Origin of the sequence: Enterobacter sp. 5-4 (assembly GCF_000612205.1) — a bacterium.
GTDB classification, from domain to species: Bacteria; Pseudomonadota; Gammaproteobacteria; order Enterobacterales; family Enterobacteriaceae; genus Enterobacter; species Enterobacter roggenkampii.
Genome location: NZ_JFHW01000019.1, coordinates 295,576 through 314,780, shown reverse-complemented (window position 1 = coordinate 314,780; position 19,205 = coordinate 295,576). Strand labels below are relative to the sequence as shown.

General features: G+C 53.3%; 16 protein-coding genes. 9 read left to right on the top strand and 7 right to left on the bottom strand.

The annotated features are described in order from the left end of the window. Nucleotides 1–7: 7 nt before the first annotated feature. The 4 genes from AA74_RS0111910 to AA74_RS0111895 all read right to left on the bottom strand — a co-directional run bounded on the left by AA74_RS0111910 (nucleotide 8) and on the right by AA74_RS0111895 (nucleotide 5,007). Complete coding sequence (locus tag AA74_RS0111910) at nucleotides 8–1,018, bottom strand: fimbrial protein (protein ID WP_023294518.1); 1,011 nt, start codon at nucleotides 1,016–1,018, stop codon at nucleotides 8–10. Between the two features lie 6 nt (nucleotides 1,019–1,024). Then, nucleotides 1,025–3,607 carry a fimbria/pilus outer membrane usher protein gene (locus AA74_RS0111905; RefSeq protein WP_032667489.1) on the bottom strand — a complete coding sequence of 861 codons (2,583 nt, stop codon included), beginning with the start codon at nucleotides 3,605–3,607 and terminating at the stop codon, nucleotides 1,025–1,027. Between the two features lie 32 nt (nucleotides 3,608–3,639). Further along, nucleotides 3,640–4,383, bottom strand: a complete 744-nt coding sequence (locus AA74_RS0111900; protein WP_084832422.1) for a molecular chaperone — start codon at nucleotides 4,381–4,383, stop codon at nucleotides 3,640–3,642. A gap of 63 nt (nucleotides 4,384–4,446) precedes the next feature. Next, nucleotides 4,447–5,007: a fimbrial protein gene (locus tag AA74_RS0111895; RefSeq protein WP_008499738.1), complete on the bottom strand. Its 561-nt coding sequence runs from the start codon at nucleotides 5,005–5,007 to the stop codon at nucleotides 4,447–4,449. Between the two features lie 447 nt (nucleotides 5,008–5,454). On the opposite strand from AA74_RS0111895, the gene speB reads away from it, so the two are divergent. Further along, nucleotides 5,455–6,375: an agmatinase gene (gene speB, locus AA74_RS0111890; RefSeq protein ID WP_008499737.1), complete on the top strand. Its 921-nt coding sequence runs from the start codon at nucleotides 5,455–5,457 to the stop codon at nucleotides 6,373–6,375. Nucleotides 6,376–6,426: 51 nt separating this feature from the next. Here the strand turns inward: speB and AA74_RS0111885 are convergent, their stop codons facing one another. Then, nucleotides 6,427–7,695: an OprD family outer membrane porin gene (locus AA74_RS0111885; protein WP_025912461.1), complete on the bottom strand. Its 1,269-nt coding sequence runs from the start codon at nucleotides 7,693–7,695 to the stop codon at nucleotides 6,427–6,429. A 210-nt stretch (nucleotides 7,696–7,905) separates the two neighbouring features. Continuing rightward, entirely contained in the window at nucleotides 7,906–8,664 is a 759-nt protein-coding gene (locus AA74_RS0111880; RefSeq protein ID WP_021242066.1) for a M48 family metallopeptidase, read from the bottom strand. 272 nt (nucleotides 8,665–8,936) lie between these two features. Here AA74_RS0111880 and tkt point away from each other — a divergent pair, with 272 nt between their 5' ends. The 7 genes from tkt to AA74_RS0111845 all read left to right on the top strand — a co-directional run bounded on the left by tkt (nucleotide 8,937) and on the right by AA74_RS0111845 (nucleotide 17,309). Further along, complete coding sequence (gene tkt / locus AA74_RS0111875) at nucleotides 8,937–10,928, top strand: transketolase (RefSeq protein WP_025912460.1); 1,992 nt, start codon at nucleotides 8,937–8,939, stop codon at nucleotides 10,926–10,928. A 326-nt stretch (nucleotides 10,929–11,254) separates the two neighbouring features. Beyond that, a complete protein-coding gene (gene epd / locus AA74_RS0111870; protein WP_023326032.1) occupies nucleotides 11,255–12,274 on the top strand; it encodes an erythrose-4-phosphate dehydrogenase in 1,020 nt (339 codons plus the stop codon). Between the two features lie 49 nt (nucleotides 12,275–12,323). Further along, nucleotides 12,324–13,487, top strand: coding sequence for a phosphoglycerate kinase (pgk, locus tag AA74_RS0111865; protein ID WP_008499732.1), 1,164 nt, complete (start codon nucleotides 12,324–12,326; stop codon nucleotides 13,485–13,487). Between the two features lie 92 nt (nucleotides 13,488–13,579). Then, nucleotides 13,580–14,659, top strand: a complete 1,080-nt coding sequence (gene fbaA, locus AA74_RS0111860; RefSeq protein WP_008499731.1) for a class II fructose-bisphosphate aldolase — start codon at nucleotides 13,580–13,582, stop codon at nucleotides 14,657–14,659. 186 nt (nucleotides 14,660–14,845) lie between these two features. Then, a complete protein-coding gene (mscS, locus tag AA74_RS0111855) occupies nucleotides 14,846–15,700 on the top strand; it encodes a small-conductance mechanosensitive channel MscS (RefSeq protein WP_008499730.1) in 855 nt (284 codons plus the stop codon). A 149-nt stretch (nucleotides 15,701–15,849) separates the two neighbouring features. Then, nucleotides 15,850–16,485 (top strand): arginine exporter ArgO, encoded by a 636-nt coding sequence (gene argO / locus AA74_RS0111850; RefSeq protein WP_021242063.1) that lies wholly within the window; start codon nucleotides 15,850–15,852, stop codon nucleotides 16,483–16,485. Between the two features lie 92 nt (nucleotides 16,486–16,577). Further along, nucleotides 16,578–17,309 (top strand): oxidative stress defense protein, encoded by a 732-nt coding sequence (locus tag AA74_RS0111845; RefSeq protein ID WP_008499728.1) that lies wholly within the window; start codon nucleotides 16,578–16,580, stop codon nucleotides 17,307–17,309. Between the two features lie 43 nt (nucleotides 17,310–17,352). On the opposite strand, the gene argP is transcribed toward AA74_RS0111845, so the two are convergent. Further along, nucleotides 17,353–18,246 (bottom strand): DNA-binding transcriptional regulator ArgP, encoded by an 894-nt coding sequence (gene argP / locus AA74_RS0111840; RefSeq protein ID WP_008499727.1) that lies wholly within the window; start codon nucleotides 18,244–18,246, stop codon nucleotides 17,353–17,355. 127 nt (nucleotides 18,247–18,373) lie between these two features. Here argP and rpiA point away from each other — a divergent pair, with 127 nt between their 5' ends. Beyond that, the gene (gene rpiA, locus AA74_RS0111835) at nucleotides 18,374–19,033 is read left to right on the top strand and encodes a ribose-5-phosphate isomerase RpiA (RefSeq protein ID WP_003860091.1); all 660 of its coding nucleotides are present in this window, start codon (nucleotides 18,374–18,376) and stop codon (nucleotides 19,031–19,033) included. Nucleotides 19,034–19,205: the final 172 nt, after the last annotated feature.

Genomic DNA, 19,205 nt, shown 5'->3' with positions numbered 1-19,205 from the left:
TTGATAATTATCTTAAAGCCATGGTGTATTGAATTGCGCCGACCACCCTGCCAGCACTTAATGAGTTTTCGCGATTAACCTCGGCAGGAACGAATATCTGGGCCTGATAGTTTTTAGTTAAGCGGGATGAAACCTGGAAAGGGTATTCTTTTCCAAGAACAAGGGCCGATGAGACATAAGGGCTGGATTTTTCGTAAACCATTATAGCGAAATTTTTCGCGTAGCCTTCGCCGGTCTCGACGCCCAAAAGACCGTTCATTGATGCGAATTTGGTATTGATCAGGGAAGAGAAAGTCAAGCCAACTTGTGCCTGTTCCGGGCATGTGATGGTAATAGAAAAGTCCTTTTTATCACCTTGATAATTTAGCGTGTTCTGGAATGAGGCAATACTGTAGGTCCCCAAATCGACGTTGGTCGACGAGGGATAAATGGAACATGAACGCGTATTTACTTTAATTGGCGCTGAGAAATTGATAGTAAGAATACGAAGCGCATCCTCTGGCGTGAGCAAAGGTTTGACTTTTACGTTAACCATTTCGCCGGCAGGGATCTCGGATTCTCCCTGATTAATATTACCTGTCTGCACGAATTCTACCAATACGGTGCTGTTGTCGATAGAACAGCTCGGGCTGCAGGTCACCGGAGAGCCGGAGTTACCCGGCACCCAGGTGTTCCCTGCGTTGGCTGGCCATTTCATCCGAATACCGATACCCGGAATTTCGGTTGTATAGACTTTATCTACCGAGGAAGAGAGATAATTTCGGCTGTAAGCGGTGTGCCACTGCGTTTGCGTTGATTCATCACAGATATATTTGATGTTAGGTGCAGTATACGTTTTCGACCATAAGACCGTTCCAGTGGAGCCTTTATCCGCAGGGTTTAACGTAATGTCGTCTGTAATATTTAAAACCTTTTCCACGCCTTCGAGTCTGCACGCTGAGGCTTTTGCTTCAAGGGTAAACATCCATAAAACGGATAATAAAACGAGATAAAGCAGAGTAGTAATGTATTTATTCATTTTCTGTTAAAGGCCTTTGCAGAGAATATCTATCGCATTAAAGGAGGCGGCTTTATTCATGTTGCGGGTGTTTCTGTTATCAGAAAGGTGATTGACTTCTGCTGAGCACGCGTTCATCACCTTATTACTATTCCATTTAATAACGATCGGCTTGCCAGGTTCAGGTAAGGTCAGCATTGCCAGGCCACCCTGTCCGACCATACCGAGCGTGGTATTGCTACCATCGGTAATGGATGCGCCGAAGGGGATCTTTTGCCCGGAGGCATGTGTGAAGCGCACAAAGGTCTGTTGCTTCTGCTGTGTTTCCATTTTGATATGCACGGCGGCACCGGCGGTTGGCACAATGCTCTCACGCGTATCCTCTACATCGACACTCATTGATGTACCTTTTGGATCAATGAAGACATCGTTGAATCTGTAAGGCGTCAGATAGCCGACAATCCCGTAGCCGTTATCTTTAATGACCGCATTTGAATCAGGGTAAACTCTTGCCCCTTCAGCGCCTTTGGCCTCTATCACGCCAATGGTGTCGCCTAACGTTGGGGTCAAATTGATACCGCCACGGTGCACAACCACGCCACCGTTCATGTTCAAACCGCCCATGAAGCTATGGAGGGACTGGCTGAACGCGACGCCGCCGGAAGCGCTATCGCCCACATAAGACAGGTTGGTACCGAAGTTGGTTTCCGGCCTGCTGGACTCGCTGAAATAGCCGCTAAAGCCATACTGCGATCGCTCGCCGGCCGAGCCGCTGAGCGAGGTGCGGATGGTGGCCTCATCACTGTTGTAGCTAAAGTTTGCTCCCAGGCGAGCCTGTTTTTCATAACGATGGCCGAGCGGCATAGATACGCTCAGGTAGATCGTATCGTCGTGACCACCGTCTTCATTGTTGGTTCGGCCAAGCGAAATGCCCCAGGTCGACGAGCCAAACCGGTTGTTGTATCCCAGCGCGTAGTTGGATTTTTCCGTGCGGCCCAGTTCATCGTTCCAGATGTTGCCGATGAAACCACTGACGTAGAAACTTCCCCAACCCGCAGGCAGCATCTGGTTGATGTTTGCTTCCAGGCGTTCACGATAGCGTTCGGGTAAATATCGGTCGTTACCATGCTCCAGCGCCTGCTTCACGCTGACGGCATCCGACAGCGAGTAGTAATTTTTACTGGAGTAGCGGTAACCCACCAGGCTGAAATTTGTCCCGGTTTCGGAAAGATTTTTAGCAAGGCTGATACGCAGGGACATGTCACACAGTGAGCCGCAGTCATCGCTCCCGGTGCTGGAGTTAAAGTTCGTATAAGAGCGGGTAACGTCCAGGCCTAATGCCCCCAGCGGGGTATTGATAGCCACACCACCCAGCAGGGCGTTGTAATCGCCATCAAACGCGGTTTGAGCGCCTACGTAACCGGTCAGATTATTAAGCAAACCGTACTGAAGCGTGCCTTCCGTCATCCACGGATCATCGGCAAGAAATGTGTTGCGGATTTCACCCGAGGAGACCGAATAGCGAAAATAGCCTTCGCGCAGCAGCTGCGGAACGCTGGAGTAGGGGACGGTAAAGGTATTGATGGTGCCATCGGTCTCTTTGACGGTGACTTCCAGATCGCCGTTGTAGCCCGTTGCATAGAGATCGCTGATGGCAAACTCGCCTGGGGGAACCACTTTTTCATAGAGGGTACTGCCAGACTGCTTGATGGTGACCGTCGCGTTGCTGTTGGCAAAACCACGAACGACAGGCGCATAGCTGCGCACGGAATCCGGCAGCATGCGATCGTCGGTGGCGAGTCTGACGCCGCGAATAGCCGTTGTATCAAACATCTCCCCGCTGGTGTTGAGATCGCCCAGCACCACTTCAGATTGCCAGGCCGCAATTCCCCGGCTGGCAAATGCCTGCAGATGATCGACCCCTTCATCCTCAATATCATTGCCGAGGTTCAGGGTGTCATAGGTTACAAAACGCCACGCACCGAGCGTCATAGCGGTTTGCAGGTTACCAAAGAGATAGTTGCTGGTTTCACCTAACTCACGGTTGCGCGTGCTTGAACCACTCAGCGCGTAGGAGGCCATGAGGGTAGGTTCACCGTCATCCCATAGTTCAGGGCTGATATAACCCTCTGGTGTATTGAGCAGCATCGCCTGCGGAACGGTGACATCCAGGCGCTCATCATCCTGGTTGTAGGTGACGGTGGCGCCGGGGATAAGCGTTTCGAGGATCAGGCAGCGGCCCGTCTTCCAGTTTTCCGGCAGTTTGCTGGTATCGACATCAAAGCGGATAATCATTTCCGGCGTCATGCAGGCATTTACGCCCTGCGTATTGTTTGCCGGAATAAATGAAATGGGCCAGGTTCCTAATTTCCGCAAGTTGCTAAATACTTCCAGTTTGTAATCACCTGGCTGGATTTTATCTACCCCGTCGAACTGGCTAAGGTCTAATCCACTGTCATAGAAATTCATAAAGCCGCGAGAAAAGTTTACCGCTTTTTTTTCTGTTTCTGCGTTAACCTGGCCTGAAATGCACAATGCCAGAATCATTATCTGGCCAAGGGTACTTTTCGCTTTTTTGAGAAGCCTGTATTTATTATGGCGTGCGGACATTTGACCTTCCGAAAGGTAGAACGTATAAAAAGTTAAAAGTTATAGGTGCGCTTAATATATGCGCCTAAATCAGTGATATAATTGTATTTAAATATGCCGCGTCCACTCACTGCGCTCACCTGCGGAAAGTGATAAACCAGCGTTCCATAAGGGACAATCATGTCACCGGGGATCTCAATGTCTTTATTGTCGGCATTCGTTAGCCACACGCTCGTCATGCTCACGTGGAAAGGCGAATTATTGGTTCCCACCACGTCGTAGCCCTTTGCCACTTTACGCAGTTCCCACTTCAGATCGTCGCCCGCCTGCATGGGATTGCCTTTCAGGCCCGCAGGGCGATAGAAAAATTTGATCATCGTGCGGAACGCCATTTTTATCTGATTCCGATCCGCCTCTTCCGCCTCTTCCGGCAGTTCAGGTGGAATATCCAGTACGTTTAGCCAGAGCAGGGTTTCGCGATCTTTCGGGTATTTTCCTGCGGCTTCCTCTGTCTGGAATATACGGAAAACTTTCCCTTTCTGACCGTTAACGCGCGCAGCGGGAGGGTTGATAAAGAACGGAAGATTCTCCTTCTCCGTCCCATCGGTTTTGTCGGTGCTGGAAAGCCAGACCTGCACCAGCTCCGGGTTTTTACTGAGGTTATTTACGCGAACGGTTTGTTCACTCTCGTTTGCATTGAATGCCACACGAGTTGTTAAAATTTGTATAGTGGCGTTGGCGCAGGGGAACCACGTCAATGTCACCATTAACATTACTTTGAGAATATTACTGACCATCAGGCTCAACGTTCCTAAATGTGGCAGGGAAAGCAGTGGGATCACTCCCACTGCTCAAAGGTCTTACTGATACTTAATGGAATAAATGACGTCAGTGGTGACTTTACCGGCCGTTGCCGCACCGCCAGTGGCAACGTACTGCGCCCAGTAGTCGAAGCGAGCGGTATTACCCGAAATGACCGCTGTTTTCGGGTTATTGTTTGCGGTATTCAAATCCAAAACAGCTTTGCTGGAATCTAACAGACCGATTTCAACTTTATCTGCACCACCCGTGGTAACGGTGTTTTTCAGGTTACCGGTCGCGGTGTTGATATTGGTGCTCTGTGCCAGTTCGAAGAAGACGCTGGCGACTTTGTTGTTGGTGCAATTTGAGCCGCTCAGTTTAATGAAGAATGGCGTGTCTCCCGCGCGCTGACCCGCAGTGGCCAGCGCGGTGGTGCTGACGCTTGGCAGATGCACGGTGAAATCAGGAGAGGTGGATTCACCCTGTGCGTCACCGCCTGTAATAATACAGGTGGCGTCACTGATCGTTCCGTCAAAGGTAATTGTGCCATCTTCTGCCGCTGCTGCAGAACCCGCTCCCGCCAGAATGGTAAAAAGACCAATTTTTAAATATTTGTTCATAGATAATTCCATTTAGACATAAATTTTAATAAAGCGGCGGGATTGTAGGGAGTAAAAAAAGAGAAAACCACAGGATGAAACTAAATAAATTCCGAATTGAGACTGTCTCATGCTGTTTATGTATGTATGAATATGGTATGAGGTGTTTTTTTCTTTGAATTACAAGGGCGAAATAGATGGTGGGATGAAATGAATATTCACTTGGAAAATATGTGAATTGTAAAGATTATAATATTTTTATGGCTATGATTTTATTTGGTGAATAGGATGGGTTGTCTATATATGTTGTATTTATGAGTCGCTTGAATTTAATGGATTCAGGCGCTATTCTTAGCGCCATACAGCATTACGATATGAAACGATCCCTTCCTCGTCGGGCTTAACGACGCGGAAGGGATTTTTTTTCACCTTTGCAACGATCGTCTATCTATGATACGAGGACAGGACATGAGCACTTTAGGTCATCAGTACGATAACTCTCTGGTATCTAACGCGTTTGGTTTTTTACGCCTTCCGATGAACTTCCAGCCGTACGACAGTGATGCGGACTGGGTGATCACCGGCGTGCCGTTCGACATGGCAACGTCAGGCCGTGCGGGTGGCCGTCATGGCCCGGCGGCGATCCGTCAGGTTTCCACTAACCTGGCCTGGGAGCACAACCGCTTCCCGTGGAACTTCGACATGCGCGAGCGTCTGAACGTGGTGGACTGCGGTGACCTGGTGTACGCCTTTGGCGACGCGCGTGAGATGAGCGAAAAGCTGCAGGCCCACGCCGAGAAGCTGCTGGCTGCCGGTAAGCGCATGCTCTCCTTCGGCGGCGACCACTTCGTGACCCTGCCGCTGCTGCGCGCCCACGCGAAGCACTTTGGTAAAATGGCGCTGGTGCACTTCGATGCCCACACCGACACCTACGCCAACGGCTGTGAGTTTGACCACGGCACCATGTTCTTCACCGCGCCGAATGAAGGTCTGATCGACCCGAACCACTCCGTGCAGATCGGTATTCGCACTGAATTCGACAAAGACAACGGCTTCACCGTGCTGGATGCGGGTCAGGTTAACGATCGCGGTGTTGATGACATCCTCGCGCAGGTGAAGCAGATCGTGGGTGATATGCCTGTGTATCTGACCTTCGACATCGACTGCCTGGATCCGGCATTTGCACCGGGTACCGGTACGCCGGTGATCGGCGGCCTGACCTCAGACCGTGCCATCAAGCTGGTGCGCGGCCTGAAGGATCTTAACATTGTCGGGATGGACGTGGTGGAAGTGGCGCCTGCGTATGACCAGTCCGAGATCACTGCGCTGGCCGCAGCGACCCTGGCACTGGAAATGCTTTACATCCAGGCAGCCAAAAAAGGCGAATAAGCCTCTTCTGGCGTAAAAAAAACCTCTCCCTGGAGAGGTTTTTTATTGCCTTTAAAACACGTTAAACGGGTATTCCACGTAAGCGCGGATCTCGTCCCCGCCCACGTTATAATCGCTGGCGTTGCTGGAGACGCGCAGTACGGAATAGCGCAGTTTCAGTTTCAGATCCTTCGCCGGGCCATCCTGCACCTGGTACTGGATCTGATTAAACCACTCGTGCTCTTTGCCGTCGCTGGTTTCTGCGGTTTTGATGTTGTCCCCGCGCACGTAGGCGGTGGTCCAGCTCAGACCCGGCAGGCCAAGGCCACCAAAGTCCAGACCGTAGGATGCCTGCCAGGAACGTTCATCTTCGCCGTTAAAATCAGACCAGTAGGAGTTTGCCAGCCAGATGGTGTTACCGCCATCACCCACGCCGCCCTGGTCGCGGTAGCCGCCGTAGTTGTAGCCGGTGCTGCCGCTGCTCTGCTGGTACGCCACTTTGAACGTGTGAATATCCCAGATGTAGCTCGCCGCCAGGCTCCAGATAGCGTTGCTGCGGCCCGTGTCGAGGCTGTCCGCATAACTCTGGTCCAGACGGGAGTTATAACCGTTGAAGTCGAGCACCAGCTGCTGCCCGGTGCTGAACGGCTGTTTGAAGTTCAGGCCCAGATATTGCTTGTTCATCACCTCTTCATTGTGAGAGGCGTAAAACGCGCCGCTGAACTGGTCGTTGAACTGGTAGCTCGCGCCGCCGAAGGAGAGGCTCTTCAGCCCGCTGTCGTGGCGGTCGTCACTTTTACGCTGCTCGTCCGTGAAATAACCAGCGTTGATTTCCAGACCATCGATCTCTTTTGAGGTCAGCATGGTGCCGGTATAGCTTTCAAACAGCAGGCGGGAGCTGTCGGCATTCACGATAGGCAATTCTGATCGCTGATTCCCGTAGCTCAGTACGGTATTCGAGATGCGCATTTTGGCGGTTGCGCCAAACTTTGCCAGATCGGATTTTGCCCGGCCGTCGTTTTCCTGCTTAAAGAAGTCGATGCCGCCCGCGCCGCTCTTGCCGCGGCCGCCGTCCAGGCGCACGCCGTATTGAGCAATACCGTCCACACCAAAGCCAACCGGTCCTTCAGTATAGCCGGATGCAAACGTGGCGATGATCCCCTGACCCCATTCGGCTTTGTCCTGCTGGCCCTGATGATAATCACGGCTGATATACGCATTGCGTAAAAACAGGTCCAGATGGCTGTCGTCAATAAAACCCTGGCTGTCGGATTGCTGACTTGCAGCGGCAGGTAATGCGGCAAATAAACTTAAAGCAATTAATGATAATTCTTTTTTCACGGAGGGAACGTCTCTGTCTGGATATATTAATTGAATAACTGCAGGGGGGGATAATTACCGGAAAAAATGACCTTTGCAATAATTATGTGACCAGGCGTTTCGATGTGGCAGGGCAGGTTTGGCGGGGCTTTCAGGGGTGTTATCGATACGTGCTGTTAAGTTAACAATTCATGCGAAATAAAAAGGAGGCAAAACTGCCTCCTTCTGAAATTATTTAATTCCGTCTGCGGCCATACGGTCGCGAATATGCTGTGCGCGCTCTTCTGAGGCAGGGTGATCGTCAAACATGGAGCTTTGACGTCCCGCTTCCAGCTTGGCCAGTTTTTCGAAGCTGGTGGCTAAACCGGATGGATTAATGCCGCGTTTGCGCAACAGATCGTAGGAGTAGTCATCCGCTTCGGACTCCTGACGCTGGGAGAACTGAGAGTTCACCAGCTTTTCACCTACGTCGCCCAACTGTGACTGCGACAGGCTGCCAACGATACCGCCTGCAGATGCTGCCGCTGCGCGGATGGCATTGGTGCCCAGGGCTACCTGCATCCCTTTCTTCACGTGGCCCAGGGCAACGTGGCCCATTTCATGGCCGATGACCGCTTCCACTTCGTTGTCGGTCATCATGTCCATCAGCCCGCTGTAAACGCGGATACAGCCGTTTGCCATCGCGAAGGCGTTGACGTCTTTCGCCATGTACACCTTGTAGTTCACCGGCTGGCCATTGATATTATCGCCCAGCGCGGAAGCAATCTTATTCAGACGCTGCGTGTAGGTACTGTTAGCCGGCGCAAGGGTGGCTTTTCCGTCCATATCTTTACAGGCCTGGTCGCTCAGCGCTTTTACCTGCGCATCGCTCAGGGAATAGGCCTGAAAGGCCTCTGCGCCTGACGTCATCAGACCGTTAGAGTCCATATTCTGACAGCCGCTCAGCAGGAGCGTTGTACCCAGGGCCAGCACTATTGCACGCATTTTCATGAGGTTGCTTCCGTACTCGTTAATCTGAATAAAATCCGAAAAGTGCACCGTCAGCGAAGCCGGTGTCGGGCTAAGTATAAGGAATATCTACAGGGCCGGGCGAGCAGATTGCGCAACATGCGAGCATGATCCAGAGATTTCTTAACAAGCAAAAGAATGCTCCATGTACATGACTTGCGGCTTGGGTTACATTGTTGGCACTTTTTTCCGGCGTAGCCCAAAACGCGCTGTCGTCAAGGGCATGGCCTTTAACAGTCCGATCTGGAGTTAAAATGTCCTCACGTAAAGAGCTTGCTAATGCTATTCGTGCGCTGAGCATGGACGCAGTACAGAAAGCCAAATCCGGCCACCCAGGGGCCCCTATGGGTATGGCTGATATCGCCGAAGTTCTGTGGCGCGATTTCCTGAACCACAACCCGCAGAACCCATCATGGGCTGACCGCGACCGCTTCGTGCTGTCCAACGGCCACGGCTCTATGCTGATCTATAGCCTGCTGCACCTCACCGGCTACGATCTGCCTATCGAAGAGCTGAAAAACTTCCGTCAGCTGCACTCCAAAACTCCAGGTCACCCGGAAGTGGGCTACACCGCTGGCGTAGAAACCACCACCGGCCCGCTGGGTCAGGGTATTGCAAACGCTGTGGGTATGGCGATTGCTGAGAAGACCCTGGCGGCGCAGTTCAACCGTCCTGGCCACGACATCGTTGACCACTTCACCTACGCGTTCATGGGCGATGGCTGCATGATGGAAGGCATTTCTCACGAAGTGTGCTCCCTGGCAGGTACCCTGAAGCTGGGTAAACTGGTTGCGTTCTATGACGACAACGGTATCTCCATCGACGGTCACGTTGAGGGCTGGTTCACTGACGACACCGCTGCACGTTTCGAAGCCTACGGCTGGCACGTTGTGCGTGGCGTTGATGGCCACGATGCTGACTCGATTAAACGTGCAGTAGAAGAAGCGCGCGCTGTGACGGACAAACCGTCCCTGCTGATGTGCAAAACCATCATTGGCTTCGGTTCTCCGAACAAAGCGGGTACGCACGACTCCCACGGCGCGCCGCTGGGCGACGCGGAAATCGCACTGACCCGCGAAGCGCTGGGCTGGAAATACCCTGCATTCGAAATCCCATCTGAGATCTATGCTCAGTGGGATGCAAAAGAAGTAGGCCAGGCGAAAGAAGCGGCATGGAACGAGAAGTTCGCTGCTTACGCGAAAGCCTTCCCACAGGAAGCGGCTGAATTCACCCGTCGTATGAAAGGTGACATGCCGTCTGACTTCGACGCGAAAGCGAACGAATTCATCGCTAAGCTGCAGGCGAACCCGTCTAAAATCGCGAGCCGTAAAGCGTCTCAGAATGCCATTGAAGCGTTCGGTCCTCTGCTGCCTGAATTCCTCGGCGGCTCCGCTGACCTGGCGCCATCTAACCTGACCCTGTGGTCCGGTTCTAAGCCAATCAACGAAGACACTGCCGGTAACTACATCCATTACGGTGTACGTGAATTCGGTATGACTGCGATTGCCAACGGTATCTCCCTGCACGGTGGTTTCCTGCCGTACACCTCTACCTTCCTGATGTTCGTTGAATATGCGCGTAACGCCGTGCGTATGGCGGCGCTAATGAAACAGCGTCAGGTGATGGTCTATACCCACGACTCCATCGGTCTGGGCGAAGACGGTCCAACTCACCAGCCGGTAGAGCAGGTGGCTTCCCTGCGCGTGACCCCGAACATGAGCACATGGCGTCCATGTGACCAGGTTGAATCCGCGGTGGCGTGGAAATACGGCGTTGAGCGTCAGGACGGTCCTACCGCGCTGATCCTCTCCCGTCAGAACCTGGCGCAGCAGGAACGTACCCCAGAGCAGCTGGCGAACATCGCGCGCGGCGGTTATGTGCTGAAAGATTGCGCGGGCCAGCCAGAGCTGATCTTCATCGCTACCGGTTCTGAAGTTGAGCTGGCCGTTGCTGCATGGGAAAAACTGACTGCCGAAGGCGTGAAGGCGCGCGTGGTTTCCATGCCGTCTACCGACGCGTTCGACAAGCAGGATGCGGCTTACCGTGAATCCGTACTGCCTAAAGCGGTTTCCGCGCGTGTGGCAGTGGAAGCGGGTATCGCTGACTACTGGTTCAAATATGTGGGCCTGAACGGCGCTATCGTCGGTATGAGCACCTTCGGTGAATCTGCTCCGGCAGAACTGCTGTTCGAAGAGTTCGGCTTCACCGTTGAGAACGTTGTCGCGAAGGCGAAAGAACTGCTGTAATCACCATTTTGCCCGGTGGCGCTTATGCTTACCGGGCCTACAAATGGCTCGAAAGTAGGCCGGGTAAGCGCTAGCGCGCCACCCGGCTTTTTTGTAAGCATTATTCCACCTAAAATGTGACGCAAGTCATATAGCTCGCTTATTCATCTGGACAGACATTCCTTTTATTCCCCGATTCGCTTATTCTTGCTGAAGCGTTTCAGTCGATTAAATGTTCGACAAATGACCAATCAATCGCAGTTTGTGACAGCAAGGATTCCCCTTCGGGCGTAGCTGGATTACTCTTTCAGCCACCTCAAACTCAGGGATTGCTTTGCAGGAGATCTATGACCGTACGCGTAGCGATTAACGGCTTCGGTCGCATCGGGCGTAATGTGATTCGTGCTTTGTATGAATCCGGACGTCGGGCGGAAATGACCGTGGTGGCAATCAATGAACTGGCGGATGCTGCGGGCATGGCGCATTTGTTGAAGTATGACACCAGCCACGGACGCTTTGCCTGGGATGTGCGCCAGGAAAGAGATCAGCTTTTTGTGGGTGATGACGCTATTCGTGTGCTGCATGAGAACAGCATCTCCGGGCTACCCTGGCGTGAACTGGGTGTGGATGTCGTGCTTGACTGTACCGGTGTGTATGGCAATCGCGAACATGGCGAAGCGCATCTCTCTGCTGGTGCGAAAAAAGTCCTGTTTTCTCATCCCGGCAGTAACGACCTCGACGCGACCGTCGTGTTTGGCGTCAACCAGCATGAGCTGCAAGCCGAACACCGCATTGTTTCCAACGCCTCCTGTACCACCAACTGCATTATTCCGGTCATCAAACTGTTAGACGATGCGTATGGCATTGAGTCCGGCACCGTGACCACGATTCACTCCGCCATGCACGATCAACAGGTCATTGACGCTTACCACCCGGATTTACGGCGCACGCGTGCAGCGAGCCAGTCAATCATTCCGGTGGATACAAAGCTGGCTGCTGGGATTACCCGAATTTTTCCGCAGTTCAACGATCGTTTTGAGGCGATTGCCGTGCGCGTCCCGACGATCAACGTCACCGCGATCGACCTTAGCGTGACGGTGAAAAAACCGGTAAAAGCGTGTGAAGTCAACCTGTTGCTGCAAAAAGCGGCACAGGGGGCATTTCATGGTATAGTTGACTATACGGAATTACCGTTGGTCTCAGTAGATTTTAACCACGACCCGCACAGCGCCATCGTCGATGGCACGCAAACGAGGGTCAGTGGCGCACACCTTATCAAGACGCTGGTCTGGTGTGATAACGAATGGGGCTTTGCTAACCGAATGCTCGACACCACGTTAGCAATGGCTGCTCAAGGTTTCAGGTAAGGCGCATCGTGCGTCTGCAAAACTTTAAGAATCAACGAGAGGATTCACCATGTCTGTAATTAAGATGACCGATCTGGATCTGGCTGGTAAACGCGTTTTCATCCGTGCCGATCTGAACGTACCGGTTAAAGATGGCAAAGTGACCAGCGACGCGCGTATCCGTGCATCTCTGCCAACCATCGAGCTGGCTCTGAAGCAGGGCGCGAAAGTGATGGTCACCTCCCACCTGGGTCGTCCAACTGAAGGCGAGTACAACGAAGAGTTCTCTCTGCTGCCAGTGGTTAATTACCTGAAAGACAAACTGTCCAACCCGGTTCGCCTGGTGAAAGATTACCTGGACGGCGTTGACGTTGCAGCCGGTGAGCTGGTTGTGCTGGAAAACGTTCGCTTCAACAAAGGCGAGAAGAAAGACGACGAAACCCTGTCCAAAAAATACGCTGCACTGTGCGACGTATTCGTGATGGATGCATTCGGTACGGCTCACCGTGCTCAGGCGTCTACCCATGGTATCGGTAAATTCGCAGACGTAGCGTGTGCCGGTCCTCTGCTGGCTGACGAACTGGAAGCGCTGGGTAAAGCACTGAAAGAGCCTGCTCGTCCGATGGTCGCTATCGTTGGTGGTTCTAAAGTTTCTACCAAACTGACCGTTCTGGATTCTCTGTCTAAAATCGCTGACCAGCTGATCGTTGGCGGTGGTATCGCGAACACCTTCGTTGCCGCTCAGGGCCACAACGTCGGTAAATCCCTGTACGAAGCAGACCTGGTTGACGAAGCCAAACGCCTGCTGGGTACCTGTGATATCCCGGTTCCAACTGACGTTCGCGTCGCGACTGAGTTCTCCGAAACCGCAACCGCGACCCTGAAATCTGTAAACGACATCAAAGACGAAGAGCAGATTCTGGACCTGGGCGACGTTTCTGCACAGAAACTGGCTGAAATCCTCAAAAACGCAAAAACTATCCTGTGGAACGGTCCTGTTGGCGTGTTCGAATTCCCGAACTTCCGCAAAGGGACTGAAATCGTGGCTAACGCAATCGCAGACAGCGAAGCGTTCTCTATCGCAGGCGGTGGTGACACCCTGGCAGCAATCGACCTGTTCGGTATCGCTGACAAGATCTCCTACATCTCCACTGGTGGCGGCGCATTCCTCGAATTCGTGGAAGGCAAAGTACTGCCAGCAGTAGCAATGCTCGAAGAGCGCGCTAAGAAGTAAGCCATTCAAGGGCAGGGAAACCTGCCCAATTTTCAGCGCGCTTTTAAGAGCTCGCACCTTTTCTAACGGCCGAAGATACAGGACTAAGCAACATGTCTAAAATTTTTGATTTCGTAAAACCTGGCGTTATCACTGGTGATGACGTACAGAAAGTGTTCCAGGTAGCTAAAGAAAACAACTTCGCTCTGCCAGCAGTTAACTGCGTGGGTACCGACTCCATCAACGCCGTACTGGAAACTGCTGCTAAAGTTAAAGCTCCAGTTATCGTTCAGTTCTCTAACGGCGGCGCTGCGTTCATCGCAGGTAAAGGCGTGAAAACTGACATTCCTCAGGGTGCTGCAATCCTGGGTGCTATCTCTGGTGCGCACCACGTACACCAGATGGCTGAACACTACGGTGTTCCAGTTATCCTGCACACTGACCACTGCGCGAAGAAACTGCTGCCGTGGATCGACGGTCTGCTGGACGCGGGTGAAAAACACTTCGCGGCAACCGGTAAGCCACTGTTCTCTTCTCACATGATCGACCTGTCTGAAGAGTCACTGCACGAAAACATCGAAATCTGCTCCAAGTACCTGGCGCGCATGGCCAAAATGGACATGACCCTGGAAATCGAACTGGGTTGCACCGGCGGTGAAGAAGACGGCGTGGACAACAGCCACATGGACGCTTCTGCACTGTACACCCAGCCAGAAGACGTTGATTACGCTTACACCGAGCTGAGCAAAATCAGCCCACGCTTCACCATTGCAGCGTCCTTCGGTAACGTACACGGCGTTTACAAACCAGGTAACGTGGTTCTGACCCCAACCATCCTGCGTGATTCTCAGGAATACGTTTCCAAGAAACACAACCTGCCGCACAACAGCCTGAACTTCGTCTTCCACGGCGGTTCCGGTTCTTCTGCTCAGGAAATCAAAGACTCCGTAAGCTACGGCGTTGTGAAAATGAACATCGATACCGACACCCAGTGGGCAACCTGGGACGGTATCCTGCAGTACTACAAAGCGAACGAAGCTTACCTGCAGGGCCAGCTGGGCAACCCGAAAGGCGAAGACCAGCCGAACAAGAAATACTACGATCCACGCGTATGGCTGCGCGCAGCGCAGACGTCCATGGTGACCCGTCTGGAGCAGGCTTTCAAAGAACTGAACGCGATCGACGTTCTGTAATTTGAGCTGCTAACAGCATCAAAAGGCCCGCAAATGCGGGCCTTTTTTTATGCTTTTTCAATACCCTGCCAGCCCTGTTTTTGTGATCTGTTTGGCAAAGCCGGTGCTTTTTGTTTACCCTTTACTGACCTGCCTGTCTCCATGGGGGATGGATTTTGTGTTTTGGTTTAACAAAAGGAAGAATAAATGGAACAACTCGATGTTGTAGACAGCATCAATAACGCCGGTAACTGGCTGGTGCGCAACCAGGCCCTGCTGCTGAGCTATGCCGTGAACATCGTCGCGGCGATTGCCATCATCATCGTCGGGATGATCGTGGCGCGTATTGTCTCGAATACGGTTAACCGCGTAATGCTGGCCCGTCACATTGACGCCACGGTGGCAGACTTCCTCTCCGCACTGGTGCGCTACGGCATTATCGCCTTCACGCTGATTGCCGCGCTGGGCCGTGTGGGGGTGCAAACCGCCTCCGTCATTGCCGTTCTCGGTGCCGCCGGTCTGGCCATTGGTCTGGCACTGCAGGGCTCGCTTTCAAACCTGGCGGCAGGCGTGTTGCTGGTGACCTTCCGTCCGTTCCGCTCCGGCGAATACGTTGACCTTGGCGGCATTGCCGGAACCGTGCTGCAGGTGCAGATTTTCTCAACGACTATGCGTACCGTCGATGGCCGCATCGTGGTCGTGCCGAACGGGAAAATTATCGCGGGCAACATTATCAACTTCTCCCGTGAGCCGGTGCGTCGTAACGAACTGATTATCAGCGTGGCATACGACTCCGACATCGATCAGGTGAAGTCGCTGATTACCAACATCATTGCTTCTGACGATCGCATTCTGAAAGACAAAGAGCAGACGGTTCGCCTGAATGAACTCGGCGCTTCCTCCATTAACTTTGTGGTGCGTATCTGGAGCAAAAGCAGCGATCTGCAAAACGTATACTGGGACGTGCTGGAACGCATTAAGCGCGACTTCGACGCCAACGGCATCAGTTTCCCGTATCCGCAGATGGACGTGAATCTTAAACGCGAGAAAGCCGCCGAGTAATCCCCCGACGTTGTAGGCCCGGTAAGCGCTAGCGCCACCGGGCTTTACCTTCATAAGCTCCGCTAATACCCAATTAATATTATCCATTTCATCTAATGTAGTTCGCGCAGTATAGTCAGCTTCCAGAACAACACTGCGAGAAAATCATCATGCTATCTTATTATTTTCAAGGGCTTGCCTTAGGTGCAGCCATGATCCTTCCCCTCGGCCCGCAAAATGCGTTCGTGATGAATCAGGGCATCCGCCGCCAGTACCATCTGATGATTGCCCTGCTGTGCGCGGTAAGCGATTTGCTGCTGATCTGTGCCGGGATTTTTGGCGGCAGCGCGCTGCTGATGCAGTCTCCGTGGCTGCTGGCGCTGGTCACCTGGGGCGGCGTGGCGTTTCTGCTCTGGTACGGATTCGGCGCGCTGAAAACGGCAATGAGCAGCAACCTCGAACTGGCGAGCGCGGAGGTTATGAAGCAGGGCCGCTGGAAGATTATCGTCACCATGCTGGCGGTGACCTGGCTTAACCCGCATGTGTATCTCGACACCTTCGTCGTGCTGGGCAGCCTGGGCGGTCAACTGGACGTTGAGCCGAAACGCTGGTTTGCGCTCGGTACGGTCAGCGCCTCTTTCCTGTGGTTCTTCGGTCTCGCCATTCTGGCGGCATGGCTGGCGCCCCGCCTGCGTACGGCCAAAGCCCAGCGCATCATTAATACCCTGGTCGGCCTGGTGATGTGGTTTATCGCTTTCCAGCTGGCGAAAGAGGGGATTCATCATGTCCAGGAATTGTTCAACTAATCCTTGTCTTATGGACAACTGAATAAGACCCGCTAAGCTTGCTGGCATGCGCCCTGTTATTGGGGCACTCTTCGCAACATGGAGGAATGACAGTGAAGTTTAAAGTGATGGCCCTGGCGGCATTAGTGAGTTTCGGTGCGGTGTCGGTGCAGGCAAGCGAATTGCCGGATGGCCCGCACATCGTCACGTCAGGCACCGCAAGCGTGGACGCGGTACCCGATGTTGCAACCCTGGCAATTGAGGTGAATGTGGCGGCGAAAGATGCAGCGACGGCCAAGAAGCAGGCTGACGATCGCGTTGCGCAATACCTCTCTTTCCTGGAGCAGAACGGTGTCGGTAAAAAAGATATCAACTCTGCGAACCTGCGTACTCAACCCGATTATGACTACCAGAATGGCAAAAGCATCCTGAAAGGCTACCGTGCGGTGCGTACCGTTGAAGTGACCGTGCGTCAGCTGGATAAGCTTAACTCGCTGCTGGATGGTGCGCTGAAGGCGGGCCTGAACGAGATCCGTTCCGTGTCGCTGGGCGTTGCGCAACCGGAGAAATACAAAGACGAAGCGCGTAAAGCGGCGATTGATGATGCCATTCACCAGGCGGAACAGCTGGCTTCTGGCTTTAAGAGCAAGCTCGGTCCGGTTTACAGCGTGCGTTACCACGTCTCTAACTACCAGCCAAGCCCGATGGTTCGTATGATGAAGGCTGACGCAGCGCCGGTATCCGCTCAGGAAACTTACGAGCAGCCGACAATCCAGTTCGACGATCAGGTGGATGTGGTGTTCCAGCTTGAACCTGTTGCAGCACAGCCGAAACCGGCTCAGTAATCTGTAGGCCGGGTAAGGCGTGGCCGCCACCCGGCTTTTCTTTTTAATCCTGTCTCAATACCTTATGCCCGTACGCCAGCAGCGCGTCAGTGACGTTGCGCATCATGCGGCTTTCCGGCGCAAAACGGTGCCAGTAGAGCATCCGACGCTGATACAGCCCCGGCGTTAAGTCAATCAGCTCACCGCTTTTCAACTCTTTCTCAATCTGCAGGTGCGGGATCATGCAGCAGGTCGTGCCCTGGCGTGCAAGCTGCACGAAGGCTTCTGACGAGTTCACGATATGGCACGGCACGCTGCCCGGCGGCAGGTCGAAGTTTTGCTGCAGAAACGCCTGATGCATATCGTCCAGATGGTCGAACGCCACGGCAGGGGCTTTCAGCAGCGCCGCGCGGGTGACGCCGTTGGGGAAGTAGCGTTCCGCAAAGGCTTTTGAACCCACAAACAGGTAGTCCAGGGCGCCTAACTGATCGACAAGGCAGCTTGGCAGCGCCTGAGGCTGAATACTGACCGCTCCAACCACTTCACCGCGACGCAGGCGCTCCTGGGTGCGGGTTTCGTCTTCAACCTGCAAATTCAGGCGGATAGGGGAGTCCGCGAGGACCGGCGCCAGGGCCGGCAGCAGCCAGGTTGCCAGACTGTCGGCGTTGACCGCCAGAGAGAGCAGCAGCGGCGTAGAGCCCGTTTGTTCGTCACCCAGCCACTCGTCTTCCAGAAGTTCAACCTGACGCAGCAGAGCGAGGAGCTTTTGCCCTTGCTCTGTTGGACGTGGCGGCACGGTACGCACCAGCAGCGGCTGGCCGAACATGTTTTCAAGCTGTTTGATACGCTGAGAGACGGCGGACTGCGTGATGCAAAGCTTTTGCGCCGCGCGCTCAAAGCCTCGTTCACGAATAACTGCATCAAGTGCCTGTAGTGTTCTGTAGTCCGGACGTTTCATTGCTCTGGCTGGCTCCTTAATTTTGCTTATTCTGCACTATGACACAATTTTCCCTTTGTGGCAGACGAATTCCATTCGACGTGTTCTATAATGCGCCCTGAGTTTTCACACCACAGGCAAAACGATCATGACGCAGGATGAACTGAAAAAAGCAGTAGGATGGGCCGCTCTCCAGTACGTACAGCCGGGTACCATTGTCGGTGTCGGTACAGGATCAACCGCGGCACACTTTATCGATGCGCTGGGCACGATGAAGGGGCAGATCGAGGGCGCGGTTTCCAGCTCTGATGCTTCCACGGAAAAGCTGAAAAGCCTCGGCATTACCGTTTTCGATCTTAACGAAGTGGATCGTCTGGGGATTTACGTTGATGGCGCGGATGAAATCAACGGCCACATGCAGATGATCAAAGGCGGCGGCGCGGCGCTGACGCGCGAAAAAATCATCGCCTCCGTTGCGGACAAGTTTATCTGCATCGCCGACGCCTCCAAGCAGGTGGACATTCTGGGTAATTTCCCGCTGCCGGTTGAAGTGATCCCGATGGCCCGCAGCGCGGTTGCCCGTCAGCTGGTCAAGCTGGGCGGTCGTCCGGAATATCGTCAGGGCGTAGTGACCGACAACGGCAACGTGATCCTCGACGTTCACGGTCTGGAAATTCTTGACGCGATTGCGCTGGAAAACGCCATCAACGGCATTCCAGGCGTAGTGACCGTAGGGCTATTCGCCAACCGTGGCGCGGATGTGGCGCTGATCGGCACCGCTGACGGCGTGAAAACCATCGTAAAATGATCTGACGGGGGGAGTCCTCCCCCCGCTAAAAAATTTTTGAAACGCTAAATTCGGTGACTTGTGTCACGTTTTTATGCCTCTTTTGCCGATCCTTCCGCGTTTGTAAATTTCCATAGCATTTTCCTCTGCCATTTTGCGCTGTATGACTTTCCTTCAGCGTACCGACGCAAAC

Excerpts from the sequence above, each read along its gene's own strand:
- epd (WP_023326032.1), top strand. The coding sequence starts at position 11,255 with ATGACCGTACGCGTAGCGATTAACGGCTTCGGTCGCATCGGGCGTAAT.
- argP (WP_008499727.1), bottom strand. The coding sequence starts at position 18,246 with ATGAAACGTCCGGACTACAGAACACTACAGGCACTTGATGCAGTTATT.
- mscS (WP_008499730.1), top strand. The coding sequence starts at position 14,846 with ATGGAACAACTCGATGTTGTAGACAGCATCAATAACGCCGGTAACTGG.
- AA74_RS0111910 (WP_023294518.1), bottom strand. The coding sequence starts at position 1,018 with ATGAATAAATACATTACTACTCTGCTTTATCTCGTTTTATTATCCGTT.
- AA74_RS0111895 (WP_008499738.1), bottom strand. The coding sequence starts at position 5,007 with ATGAACAAATATTTAAAAATTGGTCTTTTTACCATTCTGGCGGGAGCG.
- AA74_RS0111880 (WP_021242066.1), bottom strand. The coding sequence starts at position 8,664 with ATGAAAATGCGTGCAATAGTGCTGGCCCTGGGTACAACGCTCCTGCTG.
- pgk (WP_008499732.1), top strand. The coding sequence starts at position 12,324 with ATGTCTGTAATTAAGATGACCGATCTGGATCTGGCTGGTAAACGCGTT.
- speB (WP_008499737.1), top strand. The coding sequence starts at position 5,455 with ATGAGCACTTTAGGTCATCAGTACGATAACTCTCTGGTATCTAACGCG.
- rpiA (WP_003860091.1), top strand. The coding sequence starts at position 18,374 with ATGACGCAGGATGAACTGAAAAAAGCAGTAGGATGGGCCGCTCTCCAG.
- AA74_RS0111900 (WP_084832422.1), bottom strand. The coding sequence starts at position 4,383 with ATGGTCAGTAATATTCTCAAAGTAATGTTAATGGTGACATTGACGTGG.
- tkt (WP_025912460.1), top strand. The coding sequence starts at position 8,937 with ATGTCCTCACGTAAAGAGCTTGCTAATGCTATTCGTGCGCTGAGCATG.
- AA74_RS0111905 (WP_032667489.1), bottom strand. The coding sequence starts at position 3,607 with ATGTCCGCACGCCATAATAAATACAGGCTTCTCAAAAAAGCGAAAAGT.
- fbaA (WP_008499731.1), top strand. The coding sequence starts at position 13,580 with ATGTCTAAAATTTTTGATTTCGTAAAACCTGGCGTTATCACTGGTGAT.
- argO (WP_021242063.1), top strand. The coding sequence starts at position 15,850 with ATGCTATCTTATTATTTTCAAGGGCTTGCCTTAGGTGCAGCCATGATC.